This is a genomic window from Roseimaritima multifibrata (assembly GCF_007741495.1).
Taxonomy (GTDB): Bacteria; Planctomycetota; Planctomycetia; order Pirellulales; family Pirellulaceae; genus Roseimaritima; species Roseimaritima multifibrata.
In genome coordinates this window covers 725,866-739,495 of the sequence record NZ_CP036262.1, presented here as the reverse complement: position 1 = coordinate 739,495, position 13,630 = coordinate 725,866, and the positions used below count along the sequence as shown (strand labels likewise).

Sequence of the window (13,630 nt, the reverse complement as noted above, 5' to 3'; positions counted from 1 at the left end):
ATGACCAATACCGAAACAGACCTACGTTTAGCGGGCTGCCGAGTCCTTGCCTTCGTGGGCGAAATCTATGAAGACCTTGAACTCTGGTATCCCAAGCTACGCTTGATCGAAGAGGGCTGTAGCGTCACCGTTGCTGGCCCCGCCAAGAACCAAACCTACGCCGGCAAGAACGGGTATCCATGCGAATCGGATGTCGCGATCGCGGAATGTGAATCGACAGACTTTGACGCGTTGCTTGTCCCCGGTGGCTTCATGCCAGACAAACTCCGCAGAGCCCCGAAAGTCTTAAGCCTGGTCCAAGAGTTCGATCAGCAGAAAAAGCCGATCGCAGCGATCTGCCACGGTGGCTGGATCCCAATCAGTGCGAACGTTTACCGCGGAGTCCGAGTCACGGGGTCTCCTGGAATCAAAGACGACCTGATCAACGCCGGCGGCCTATTCGAAGACGCAAGCGTCGTCGTCGACGGGCATCACATCAGCAGTCGCCGCCCCGACGACCTCCCCGATTTCTGCAGGGCCATGATCAAGCTGATGATCGAGCAGAAAGCTGGGGGTTAAGACGTAAAGCGGATCAGGTTGCTGGATGATTAGGAGACACGGAGACACGGAGACACGGAGACACGGAGACACGGAGACACGGAGACACGGAGACTCGGAGACTCGGAGACTCGGAGACTCGGAGACTCGGAGACTCGGAGACTCGGAGACTCGGAGACTCGGAGACTCGGAGACTCGGAGACTCGGAGAAAATACTCAGGCCGTGAGCTCGACAAGCCTCCCACGCTAGAAGTTCATTGCTGGCGTAGTGGACGAGGCAACGAGTCCCGTTTTGCAGGACTCGTTGCCTCGTCCACTACGCTAATTAACGCTACGCCGTTGCGGAGCGAAAGGCTACAATCTTTCGCCGCTTTGGATTAAATCGACAGGCCGTACTGAGACGGGCTTCTACGATTCCTTGCAACGACTAAACCGCTGCGACGGCAGCACGCTTGCGTCGGCGAAAACTCACGCCGGCAGCTACCAATCCGCAGCAGGCGATCACCAATGAACTGGGCTCAGGAACAGCAGCCGTGACACTAGGGCTGCTGACTGCATACCCTGGGCCCCCGGAAACATAATTTTCCAAAGTGTCCCCGAATATCCAGTTCACACCGTATGCAACATTGGTTCCTAGCTCACGAGGTGCCCCAGTACCAAGTCCGGCCCAACCGACGCCTAATTCAGCGATGGTAGGAGCTTGAATGACCAATTCCCCCAGGTCGGCGAAAGTCAGCCCGACGCCATTATTGGGCAACCAAGATGTGTCGGCGTTCTCAAAGACCTTTGCGGTCTTGTCAGCGAGATCGGCAAAGGTCAAGTCGTAGCCGTTATTGAAAAGTGGCTGAAACGCTGCATTGGAAGGCTCGTTGGCTACGACGGCGTAGTTCGTTCCGTCGGTAATCCAAAAATTCAGGTAAGGCGCGGAGAAAGGGCCCGCTGCCATACCAGTCCTATCGTCTGTCCGTGTGATTGCCAGGTTGCCAATGTTCTTCAGCTTGGAACCATCGATGTCCGAAGATCCAAGGCCAACTTTTTGTCCTCCTTCGGTGATTGCAATATCGTACGGTCCATTGGGAAGCCCGCTGACCCCCGCGGCGCCCGAAGCTCCGTTGCGAATATTGTACAAAATAAAGCCGGCGGACGCGGTCTGAGTGACCATGCAAGTTAACAAGCCAGCAACAGCGAGTGACTTAAAGATCATAGGTGGGAGACCCTATAGGTAGGTGGGGGTAAAGGCAGGGAAACAGTCATTTCGGGGGATCCCGAACGTTCCTTACTGCCTAACTTAACCCGCCACTTGCCGCGATCAACCCTCTGCTAACAAATAGTCGCATGACGCTAAATGGCAAGAGATCGCATTAGGTTTCGCTTTACAAATTTGGGAAATCGCCTTCCGGCAGAGATCAATAGCAACAGGGCCCGCGATGTGCCAGCCCTCCCCCCGCTATCGGTCTGTCACGAATCAGCTTCTACAGAAGCACGGTTTAGCTTGTTCGCAAAATGGTTCATCCACAGACCAGAGAATGCCCCTCCGCTGGGGATCAAACTAGAATCCAACTCATGGCGTCCGCCCGGACGATCCACCAACCGTTTGCCCCCTTCCGAGGAAATCAAAAGCTAGCAGCTCAACGGGCTGACCAAGCGTCTTCCCAACCAAAGAGAAAACTGAAGTGACTTGGGCCTGTCTCTCCCCTCGGTTCCGCTGCCTCCATATTGTCGCTACGCCTAGACACCGGATAGTCAAGCGATAAAGTTTTGCCAACCTAATCAACCTTATGGCGGCATTCGCAACCAAAGCCCCCCTTTTAAGCCTTCAAGAACTAGTCAAAGAAGCGAGTTCACTCGCTAAACAGAAGGGCGCCTTCTTTAACTCAACCTGTCAGATGGGCACTTACAACCGCCCACCGGCAGGGGTAGGATTACAAGTCGGCAGAAGATGGGGTATGTGGGCAAGAAACGCTAACAGACTTTCACCACAACTGAACAGGAGAATAGTATGAGATATGCGCATGTCCTTTTGACAGGCATCTTGATGCTGGCGGCTTCGACAAGCCAAGCAGGACTGATTGTCCTTAGCGGGGATAGTAATTTAGACGATTCCGGCAGCAATCTAGAAGACTTCTATGCCAATATGTTTGGTGGACAAAAAGTTTTTGCCAGCCCCGCAGGCCTAACGTCTTACGTGGGCGAAACTCAAAACAAAATGATTGCCGCAGCGGGTGCAGCTAATTTTACCGAAGGCTCTTTGGCGAGTGGAATCCCGTCGGGTCAAGACTGGGTGGTTGCCGGTGGAGACGGGCTATTCAGCAATTCAGAAATTTCACTGATTGCTGATTTCTTCAATGCTGGTGGAAACGTTTATTTGATCGGCGAAGGCTTTAACGCTCCTGCCGAGAACCTAACGATAAACAAAATTCTTGAAAAGCTTGGAAGCAATATGCGGTTAACGGCCCCAGCTGACCCCGCCAAAACTACTGCCTGGAAAGCCAATGCGGCCGAAATCTATCCCAACCCACTAACCGCGGGAATTGACTATTTCGGCGGTGACTATTCCTCAGTGGTCACCGGTGGCACCCCGTTATTTGATTCTGCTACCACCGGAGAAACATTCATTGCCGTCGAAAACCTAGCAGTCTCTGCGGCTACGGTTCCTGAACCGACTTCGCTGGCTATTTTGAGCGTGATGGGAATTGCGGCTTGTGGAGCGCGTCGCCGCTCAAAACGTGCAAACGCAAAGTAAGTAATACGTTCTCCGCAAACTTGATCGCCGTGCCTACGATATCTGTGTGCTGGTTTCGGCCGCACACGAATTGTTGACGGTTTGGCAAGATGCGAGTGGTTTTCTAGCCCTATCTTTTCCGCTGGCAGATTCACCCCTCCCTAAAAAGAGAGGGTGAAGTCATCGCGTCACTCGCTGGCAACTTGTTTACCGTACGTCCCGGTACCTACCGTTCACGGTTCCCTTGGAAACCGTGAACGCTTGGCTTAGTACTGAACGTGCTAGGCGATCCAGGTTGGTTCCCAGCCCTTGCGATAAGGCTTGGTGATGTATGCCTGGCCTTGTGGGAAGTTGGTGATTTCCATTTTTTCACCATTCCACTCCAATTCCTGCTCTGGGAATCGGATGCCGATCGTGCCCAGCAATACGGTTTCGGTAAGTGGACCAGCGTAATCGAAGTGCGAGGTGGTCTCGCCCACTCCGCGGCAGGCGTCGGCCCACTGCGTGTAGTGATCAACACCTTCGACGACAGGAACCTTGTCGGCTGGGAAACTGGCTTCGGGGAAGACCTTGGGCATCGCGACGTGAGGGATCACCAATGTCCCTTTTTCGCCAATCAATACGGAACCGGCACCTGGCAGTTTGTAGCCTTCAGGAATCCCTGCCAACTTCTCGCGAGGTGGCCGCACACCAACTCCGTCATACCACGTGACAGACAAGTCGTCGCCCACGGTATATTCGGTTCCGGGGAAAGTGTAATGGACGGTGGCCCAGTCGGTCCAAGTTTCAGGGAACAGCCCCGGTGCCTGAGCCGTCAATTTCTTAGGAGAGCCCAACTTCAACGACTTGAAGACAGGATCAAGAATATGACATCCGAAGTCACCTAATTGACCGGTACCGTAATCCTGCCAACCGCGCCACTGAAAGGCGTGGTACATCCCAGCTTTGTAGGGACGTTCTGCGGCAACCCCTTGCCACAAATCCCAATCGACACTCGCAGGCACAGGATCGCTGCCGGCTGGACGTGGGATATGCCTTGGCCAACTGGGCGAACCCGATTGCCAAGAGTGCACTTCTTTGACTTTCCCAATCAAACCGGTGTGCACGATGTTCACCGCGGTTCGATAAGCCGAATGCGATTGAATTTGATTACACATCTGTGTAACCGATTTGTATTTTTTGGCTGCCAATTGCATTTGGCGAGCTTCAAAAACGGTGTGTGTCAGCGGTTTTTGGCAAAAAACATGTTTCCCCAACTGCATTGCAGCCAGCGAAATCGGAGCATGCATGAAGTCCGGGGTCGAAACCATTACCCCATCAATGTCTTTGGATTCGTCTAACAGTTTTCGCCAATCTGCATAGGTACGGGCAGCGCTATACTTTTCGGCGGCCTGCCCAAGATGGGCCTTCGATGAATCGATATTACAGAGCCCCACCACATCGACTTCAGGACTGGCCGCGACTCCGTTTAAATCGCTCCAGCCCTTTCCGCCGGTTCCAACACTGGCGATTCTTAGCCGACTATTGGCTCCATAAACGCGTGAATATTGAAGAGCGGGCAGGGCAACTGCGGCACCTGCAATCGAAGCGGACTTGAGAAACGATCGACGACTTGGAGGGAGCATTAGAATCCTCTTGCTGGAAGGTCCCGTAGGAAATTTGGGTGGGATATCGATTCTAACCGACCGCGCTTGGCTTTTCTTGGCTGGCGGAAAAAAAATGGCTGTTTAGATGAAACGGGCAACCTTTCCAATCGAACTTAGCTGCGCGGGGGCCGTCGGTAGGCAGGCGTTCCCGTTTGGCTTATCCTCAAAACATCCTTATCCATCCCGATCACAGGGAGATCCAAAAACGTCCCCAAAGATTCTGAATAATCGGAGTAGGGGAACGACAGGAATCAATCGATGCGTAGCTTTCATATGCCAGCCGCGGGAAAATGGATGCTGCTGGCGATGCTGATCGGGTTGCTCGCGGGGCTGGCGGCGATTCTGTTTGAAACGATGATTAGCACTGCCCAGCACTTCGCACTGAATCGGGCGGCCGGATTCATCATGACCGAGGCCGAAGCACAGTATTCACCACTGCCCGATGTCGAAGGCGAACTGGCCCCGCTTGGCCTACTGGCAGTCCTAACCCTTGGCGGACTGGTCGCCGGCTGGCTCACTTGGCGGTTTGCTCCCGAGGCCGCTGGTCCGGGAACCGATGCGACGATCGATGCCTACCACAATAAGCGTGGAGATATCGCGACGCGGATCCCGATCGTCAAAATCATCACGGCGTCGATCACTTTGGGTACCGGCGGATCCGGGGGCCGAGAAGGCCCGATTGCTCAAATCGGTGCGGGAATCGGTTCCTGGCTTGCGAAACGGTTACACCTATCCGACCGCGACCGACGAATCCTATTGGCCACCGGAATGGGCGCGGGCGTCGGAGCCATTTTCCGAGCTCCACTAGCCGGCGCGTTATTTGCCGGAGAAATCCTGTACCGCGACGCCGAGTTCGAATCGGACGTGATCATTCCAGCGGCGGTCGCATCGACAATCGCTTACTCGGTCTTCTGTTTTTCGCTTCCACCGGAAATTCGATTTGTGCCGGTTTTTGGCGATGAAGTTCAGTTCGTTTTCAATTCGCCACTCGAGCTGATTCCCTACGGCCTGCTGGCGTTGGTCTTGGTCGCAGCCGGCGTCCTCTACATCAAATCGTATAACTGGATCCAGCAAGGATTCCAGAACATCCGTCTTCCTCTGTACGTCAAAACGGCGACCGGTGCATTCCTCGCCGGCTTGGTCGGCCTTGGACTTTATTATTCGGGCGGCAAGAACCCCCAATTATTGACCGTGCTCAGCGGCGGCTACGGGATGCTGCAATCCGCGTTTTCGGCGCCCGAGAAGATCGCGATTTCAACGTTACTGGCTGTCGCATTTATCAAAATGCTGACAACTTCGCTGACGATCGGTTCCGGGGGTTCCGGGGGCGTCTTTGGCCCGTCGCTCGTGATCGGCGGCTGCATTGGTGGGGCGGTTGGCAAGACGCTGCAGGGGATTGCACCTTACTTCGTAACCCAACCCGCCGCCTTTTCCGTGGTGGGAATGGCCGGCTTTTTTGCGGGCTGTGCGCGAGCCCCGTTCTCGACCATTTTGATGGTGACCGAGATGACCGGGAACTACCAACTACTGTTGCCGACCATGTGGGTATCGACGCTTTGCTTTCTGATGATGCGTCCCTGGACCCTATACGCCAAGCAGGTGCCGACCCGACTGGATTCGCCAGCCCACCGGGGCGACTTTATCGTTGATGTGCTGGAAGGAATGATCGTAGAAGATGTCTACCAGCATCATCGCAAACTGCGGATGATCCAAGAATCGACCAGCCTAAACGAAATCGTTCACCTGCTGGCAAAGACGTCGCAGCGATACTTTCCCGTGGTCGATAAACAGGAGAAGTTGGTCGGCATCTTTTCTTCCGATGACGTCCGTTCCTACCTATACGATGATGTTATCTGGGAAATCGCGAATGCTCGAGATGTGATGAGCACCCCGGTGATCACGATCACGCCGCAAGACGACCTGAATACGGCGCTTTCAAGATTCACTTCGCTGAACATCGACGAATTACCGGTTGTCGCCCCCGAAGACCCGCAAACAATCCTTGGTGTCCTACGGCGAAAGGAAACGATCGCCGCCTACAACCGACGCCGCCTGGAACACAAACAAGCGACCGCGGACGCCGCCCGCTAACACCGGATTCGTCACACCGGAGCACGCGTTTTTTGAAACGGCGTTGATTGGGGCAAGGGCAACGTTTTAGCGTGTACGCCTCAGGCCTCCCGGCTGAGTTCCATTTCCAGCTAATATAGTGGCGTGAAGCCTCTCTTTTTCGCGACTACGATTACCGCTTGTTTCGTTCAAGACGACTCGCTTCCGACCCCCGGCCCCCTCGCGTATTGCCCCTCATTCACCAAACCTCACGCGGAATGCTTCTCATGAATCCGACTCCAGCGATCTTCTTCATCGCGATGCTTCTCGCTCTGGTGCCCCAGAATCTTGAAGCCGCAAAGCCCAATGTGTTGCTGATTTGCGTGGACGATTTAAAACCAACGCTTGGATGCTATGGTGACTCCGCAGCGCTAACCCCAAACATCGATGCATTGGCACAGCGTGGAGTGCTATTCGAAAAAGCCTACTGCAACCAAGCAGTCTGCGCCCCAAGCCGTAACTCCCTGATGACCGGACTACGTCCACAAACGATCGGAGTCTACGACCTGCCAACTCATTTTCGAAAAGCTGCCCCCGATGCGATCACGATGACGGAGCGATTTAAGAAGGCTGGCTATCATGCTGCAGGCCTGGGAAAAATCTACCATATCGGTCATGGGAACATTGATGACAAACGGTCATGGAGCACGCCGTTTTGGCGAGGCAAAGCGGTCAGTTATGCAGATCCTGAAAACGTTGCCGCGATAAAACCGGACGCGAAGGGAAAGAAACGTGGGCCCTCCACCGAATCTGCCGATGTCCCAGACGATACGTACCGCGATGGAGTGATCGCAGCCGAAGCGATCCGCCGCCTGGAAGCTTACCAAAAAGACGAAGACCAACCCTTCTTCCTAGCCGTCGGTTTTGCGAAACCGCACCTTCCGTTCGTCGCCCCTAAAAAGTACTGGGATCTGTTTGACCCAAACCAACTGCCGATGCCCGAAGTAAAGGTAGCTCCGGTCGATGCCCCCAGTTTCGCAGGGACTCGTGGTGGGGAACTGATGAATTACAGTGACATGCAAGGCCTTAAAAAAGTGGACGCCAAGACCACTCGTCACTTGATCCATGGCTACTACGCGGCGACCAGTTATGTGGATGCTCAAATCGGACGCGTCCTTTCCGCGCTCGATCAATTGGAACTGAGCGAAAACACGGTGGTGGTCCTATGGGGCGATCATGGCTGGCATCTTGGGGACCACGGAATGTGGTGCAAACATACGAACTATGAACAGGCCGCGAAGATCCCCTTAATCGTTGCCGCCCCTGGAAAGGCCAGCGGAGTCAAAACCGATGCGATGGTCGAAACCGTTGACATTTACCCGACCTTGTGCGAGCTAGCGGGTCTGCCACAACCGGATTCGATCGACGGGCTTAGCTTTGCAAATGTGGTTCAATCTCCCAGCGACGACGCTCGCCCCTATGTGACTCACGTCTACCCGCGTGGCGGGAAAATCGGACGAGCCATTCGAGGTCCGCGATACCGAATGGTCGAATGGAAAGTCGCCGCGGCAGGCCCAGAAACGGCCGAAGTCGAACTATACGACTACCAATTGGATCCACTGGAAACCAAAAACATCGCTGCGGACAATCCGCAAACCGTTACCGCACTCCGCGCACAACTTGCCCTACAACCTGAGGCAAAACCTCAATGGAAACCAGTGAGCCAAAAGGCGGCAAGCAAGAAAAAGAAATAGAAATAGATGCTGCCAAGCTTTGCTGCGTAGAAGAACGCTTTCATAAATCACTTCCATGTGCGGGAGCTACAAAACTTCCCAGTTAACAGCTTCGCCAATCGCCGCGCGGCAACGGCAGCGTAAACCGACAGTCGATTGCAAGGATTCAGCACCTTCATTCGATTTCGGGCAAAACTGCCCCTACTAGCCAGGCGTTCGTCTACGCCTGCTCTCTTTCCTTTCAAACTCGTTTCAAAACCACTTTAGAATGCGAATCCAACCTCTCTCCCACGTAGACCTGCCTACCGCCAGTGGACCGATGCGAACGCACCTGTTTCGGCCTCAACGTGAAGGTCGATTCCCAGGCGTGATCTTGTTCGCCGAGATCTACCAGATGACTGAACCGATCGCTCGGACGGCAGCGATGATCGCCGGCCATGGTTTCTTGGTCGCGGTCCCGGACGTCTATCACGAGTTCGCCGAACCGGGAGAAGCGTTCGCGTATGATCCGGTAGGGACCGAACGCGGGAACGATTTAAAGACGACCAAAGAACTGGCCCATTACGATGCCGACGCGAGAGCGGTCATCGATTTCTTCAAGGAAGACCCAGGCTGCACCGGACGAACAGGAGCGGTCGGTATCTGCTTAGGAGGCCACCTCGCGTTCCGTGCCGCGATGAATCCAGAGGTCGAAGCAGCCGTCTGCTTCTATGCCACCGACATCCACAAGGGCAGCCTAGGCAAAGGGATGGCCGACAACACGCTGGCTAGGATTTCAGAAATCAAAGCCGAAATGATGATGATTTGGGGCCGACAAGACCCGCACATTCCGATGGAAGGTCGACGGCTGATTTACGACACGATGACCGCTGCCGAAACTTCGTTCTCATGGCACGAAGTGAATGGCGAGCATGCATTCATGCGCGATATCGGTCCTCGATACGACCCGGCGTTGGCGCAAACGTTGAACGGCATGATGTGCGAACACTTCTCGACCTGGCTTAAGTAAACCGCCGCTATTGGCCGTGAATCGTTCGCACGTTTCGCTTGCCCTCTTTCAGTTCCTGCAGGCGACGCTTCAGGAACTGATGCGACAACTCTTTAGCCTTGGCTTGGTCGGCGGCATCGTAGTCCCAAAATTCTTGCAACACCGCTTCACACTTGGGGTAGTGGGAACCATCGTCGCCGACCCGCAACCGGGTCGCTGCCAAGCGGGCCTTCAATTCTTGAACCAGATCTTGCTGTTCTGGATCAGCAAATAGGTTTTGTGTTTCAAACGGATCATTGACCAAATCATACAGCTCCCAGCCGGGCGGAGTCTGATAGCCACCGTCATAGTTACAACCGTAGAAATAGATCAGCTTATGAGTCTTGGTGCGGATTCCAACATGCCCAGGATTGTCATGATGAGCCATATGCATCCAGTAGCGGTAGTATGCCTCCTGCTTCCAATCAGCTGGCTCCTTGCCCGTTTCCAATAGCTTGCGAAAAGAACGTCCTTGTACGTCCTGCGGGATATCGGCTCCCGCAAAATCGAGCATCATCGGTCCGTAATCAACGTTTTCGATAATGCTGTCCAAACGTTGGCCCGCGGGGATCGCTGCGGGATACCGGACCAGAAACGGCATCCGCTGGGATTCTTCGTACATCCAACGTTTATCTTGATAATCATGCTCGCCTAACATGAAACCTTGGTCACCGGTGTAGATAATGATCGTATTATCCAGCTCACCCGTCTTTTCTAGATGAGCGAACAACCGCCCCAAATTGTCATCAATTCCCTTGACGCAGCGAAGGTATTTTTTGAGATAAGCGTTGTAGGCCAAACGCGTATTCTCTTCGGCCGTGTGGTTTGCGGGATCAAAGTTCAGCGGAAATTCCGCGGGATACAATGTCGGCAAATCCTGCAGGTAAGAACGCCTTGGATTCCGCCCCCCGATCGAAGTCCCGATGTGAGGGACCAGTTCGTTGTAGGCTCCACGAGTTGCCAGCGATCCAAATTTCGGGTCTCGCGTCCAGAGAGTTTCGGGTTCGGGAATGGCGACGTCTGCCAGATAGGACTCATACCGTTCCGCGTTATCGAAGTAATCGTGCGGCGCTTTGTAGTGATGCATCAAGAAGAACGGCTTCTCTTGATCACGTCCTTCCTGCAGCCATTCAATCGTTATGTCCGTGATCGCATCGGTCGAATGCTGGCCTTCATACTGAACGGTATTTTTTCCCCACTCCTGATCGCCGCGAACTCGGAATTCAGGGCTATGGTATTTACCTTGCCCAGGCAGGACGCAGTAGTAATCAAAATCAGCGGGCTCTGACTTGAGGTGCCACTTGCCGATCATTGCGGTCTGGTACCCAGCCTTGCCCATTTGAATGGCAAGCATCTGCTTGCCCGGATCGACCTTGCCTCCCAAATCAAAAGCGCCGTTGATGTGATCGTATTGGCCGGTCAAGACGCATGCACGCGAAGGCGAACAGATCGAATTCGTGCAGAAGGCGTTTTGAAAAAGCGCCCCCTCTTTGGCAAGGCGATCAATATTCGGAGTCGGAGCAACCTCCGCCAGTCGCCCACCGTAAGCCGAGATTGCATGAGCAGCATGATCATCGGACATGATGTAAAGAATGTTCGGCTTGTTGACCGCAGAGGAACTTGTCGAATCCTCAGCAAACACCTGTCCCTTAGCGATAATCAATACGAGCAGTCCGCTTGTCCACAGCAGGTTCCGGGAACGCGTTTTAACACTCATAAGAAAACACTCAAAAGAAGGTATGAATCGAGAGCGATCATTCATCATCTTAATCGGCCCGGGCAATCGCTTTATTTACAAGTCCGAAGGTCTACCATTTCGCGCTAACAAAACAGCTTCGGTCGTCCGATCGACGATCGATTCAAATCGGCCCTTAGCCAAATACGCCTCCGCCACCATCCAACTACCACCACAAGCGATGACTTGAGGCAGATCAAGGTACTCACGCAGATTGTCTTGCCGAATTCCTCCGGTAGGCATGAATTTCATGCCAGGGTAGGGACCCGATAGTGCTTTTAACATCGGTACCCCGCCAAGCGCTTCGGCGGGAAAAAACTTGACCACATTCAGACCGAACTCCAAGGCCATCTCCAAATCGGTCGGAGATGAAATCCCCGGGATGACCAGCACATCATTGTCCAAGCACCAACGAACCGTTTTCGGATTGAATCCAGGCGCGACAATAAAATCGGCTCCTGCATCCACCGCTTGCTGGGCCTGTTCAGCGTTATGCACGGTCCCCGCTCCCACCAAAAAGGCTGGCCGGTCCGACAACTCCTGAATCGCGGCCAACCCCGCCTCGGTACGCAAAGTTATTTCCGCACAGGGAAGCCCTCCCTGACAAAGTGCATCGGCCATCCGGCCGGCGACATCAACGTTAGGAATCGTAACGACAGGCACAATCCTCAACGCATTGATTTGGTCGATCATTTCAACCATTTTCGTAGACATTTGTAATCTCACAGTTATAGCCACGTTGGCTGCGGCCTCACAAAGAATCATCACCCTGGTGAATAGGGCCGCACGATCGATTGCGATCGTGCGAAAACCAATTGCCAGTTTACATACCTGCAGTCAACGCTTCCAAGTGTCGACTGAAATGATCGGCCAGAACTTCGGTATAGGTATCAGGGTGCGATTCCAGAACACTTCGGACTGCGGGGCCGAGTTCTGGATCGGTTAGCGTCGAACCAAAGGTGCAGTGCAGAATCTGACGTCCGGGCTCGGTAAAACCTTTGCCTTGCGGAACATCCGCCCAGCACTCGAGGTAAACCTGTTCTAAACGCTTCGCGTCCAGCCCATCATCGGCGGGGACCGCATCGTTTGTCGCCGAAACATGGTAGGTCGCTTTGTCGACATCGTAGTGCTGCCGTCCGAACTGAACAATTTTGCGAAACAACGCTTCATCGTGCCGTGCAACCACACGGAGCGCTTCCAGATAACTTGTTCCGGCCGTTTTCACATGAAAGCGTCCTTTCGTTGCCCGAGCCAAAGCTCCATACATCGACACTTTGTCCGATCCCGAGTGAAGGCTTAATTTATACGGGCCCAACAGTTCAGCGATCGCCGCGTGGTCGTTCAAGGAAGCCTCCAAGGCATCGACGTCTCCCTTGTAATCGACTCCCTTTTCCAATTCGCCAATGAAGCGTGGAGCCAGACTAACCAACTTCATTCCGCCCTGAATGCACTGATCGGCGATGATGTAATGTTCGGCAAGCGTTGTTGGTTGATCGGTTTCATCGACCGACAATTCGATTTCGTAGTCGGCTCCTTTTTTTACGTGAACCGATTTGATGTACTCACCCAAGCCGAGCGCACGTTCGATCGCTGGTCCATATTTAACAGCCGCTCGCATGCAAGACTGCTCATCTAGTTCGATGGTCGCTCCACTGGGCAAGGAAATCGTTTTACCCAAATAGCTATCGAACCAAGGCGACGATTCTCGATCCGCCGCAAATTTTTCTCGCAGGGTTGCTTCGTCATAGTCGTCCGCTTTCTGATCAACATCGTCGGAAGGGTCAATCGTAAAGAAGGTGAACCCGACCGCTGCGGTAACATCGACGTCCTGCGACGTTTTCAAGTGATCCGCATCGGCTCCGATCGGCCCATCCCAACCGGCTGCCGCGGCTCCATTCATCGCGTCGTCCATGACATCCTGTGCGGAACGCTGAGTGCGTGTCATTTCGCGAATCGACTGCTGAGGATAGATCGGCAGGATCCCGTTGCCCGACCGTTTCATCGCCTCCACATGCCCCGGCGTCGCCAAACCAATCCGGTCCCCAAAACCAAAACTAGGAGCCAGCCCAAGAGTCACACACTTCTGTTTATCGTTCATCGCTTACTACTCACTTTTCATTCGGTAAATGGATTGGATCGATTTTTGATGCTTGCACTAAAACGCGCAGGCCAGCCATAGAT

At 54.0% G+C, this 13,630-nt stretch carries 10 protein-coding genes; 5 read left to right on the top strand and 5 right to left on the bottom strand.

Annotated elements, in window-relative coordinates; all coding sequences use genetic code 11:
* On the top strand, positions 1-558 hold the full coding sequence (locus FF011L_RS02815) for a type 1 glutamine amidotransferase domain-containing protein (protein WP_145350053.1): 558 nt from the start codon (positions 1-3) through the stop codon (positions 556-558).
* A 406-nt stretch (positions 559-964) separates the two neighbouring features.
* Here the strand turns inward: FF011L_RS02815 and FF011L_RS02805 are convergent, their stop codons facing one another.
* Positions 965-1,741, bottom strand: a complete 777-nt coding sequence (locus FF011L_RS02805) for a PEP-CTERM sorting domain-containing protein (protein ID WP_145350051.1) — start codon at positions 1,739-1,741, stop codon at positions 965-967.
* Positions 1,742-2,536: 795 nt separating this feature from the next.
* Here FF011L_RS02805 and FF011L_RS02800 point away from each other — a divergent pair.
* On the top strand, positions 2,537-3,280 hold the full coding sequence (locus FF011L_RS02800; RefSeq protein ID WP_145350050.1) for a PEP-CTERM sorting domain-containing protein: 744 nt from the start codon (positions 2,537-2,539) through the stop codon (positions 3,278-3,280).
* A 260-nt stretch (positions 3,281-3,540) separates the two neighbouring features.
* On the opposite strand, the gene FF011L_RS02795 is transcribed toward FF011L_RS02800, so the two are convergent.
* On the bottom strand, positions 3,541-4,884 hold the full coding sequence (locus tag FF011L_RS02795; protein ID WP_218932978.1) for a Gfo/Idh/MocA family oxidoreductase: 1,344 nt from the start codon (positions 4,882-4,884) through the stop codon (positions 3,541-3,543).
* Positions 4,885-5,163: 279 nt separating this feature from the next.
* Between FF011L_RS02795 and FF011L_RS02790 the strand changes: the two genes are divergently transcribed.
* From FF011L_RS02790 to FF011L_RS02780, 3 genes are all read left to right on the top strand, one after another.
* Positions 5,164-6,996 (top strand): chloride channel protein, encoded by a 1,833-nt coding sequence (locus FF011L_RS02790; protein WP_145350048.1) that lies wholly within the window; start codon positions 5,164-5,166, stop codon positions 6,994-6,996.
* Positions 6,997-7,241: 245 nt separating this feature from the next.
* Positions 7,242-8,708, top strand: a complete 1,467-nt coding sequence (locus FF011L_RS02785) for a sulfatase (protein ID WP_145350047.1) — start codon at positions 7,242-7,244, stop codon at positions 8,706-8,708.
* A 247-nt stretch (positions 8,709-8,955) separates the two neighbouring features.
* Positions 8,956-9,696, top strand: a complete 741-nt coding sequence (locus FF011L_RS02780; RefSeq protein WP_145350046.1) for a dienelactone hydrolase family protein — start codon at positions 8,956-8,958, stop codon at positions 9,694-9,696.
* A gap of 7 nt (positions 9,697-9,703) precedes the next feature.
* On the opposite strand, the gene FF011L_RS02775 is transcribed toward FF011L_RS02780, so the two are convergent.
* The 3 genes from FF011L_RS02775 to FF011L_RS02765 all read right to left on the bottom strand — a co-directional run bounded on the left by FF011L_RS02775 (position 9,704) and on the right by FF011L_RS02765 (position 13,547).
* Positions 9,704-11,431: a sulfatase family protein gene (locus FF011L_RS02775; protein WP_145350045.1), complete on the bottom strand. Its 1,728-nt coding sequence runs from the start codon at positions 11,429-11,431 to the stop codon at positions 9,704-9,706.
* A 75-nt stretch (positions 11,432-11,506) separates the two neighbouring features.
* Positions 11,507-12,163: a bifunctional 4-hydroxy-2-oxoglutarate aldolase/2-dehydro-3-deoxy-phosphogluconate aldolase gene (gene eda / locus FF011L_RS02770; protein ID WP_246109687.1), complete on the bottom strand. Its 657-nt coding sequence runs from the start codon at positions 12,161-12,163 to the stop codon at positions 11,507-11,509.
* A gap of 109 nt (positions 12,164-12,272) precedes the next feature.
* Complete coding sequence (locus FF011L_RS02765; protein ID WP_145350044.1) at positions 12,273-13,547, bottom strand: tagaturonate epimerase family protein; 1,275 nt, start codon at positions 13,545-13,547, stop codon at positions 12,273-12,275.
* Positions 13,548-13,630 lie beyond the last annotated feature (83 nt).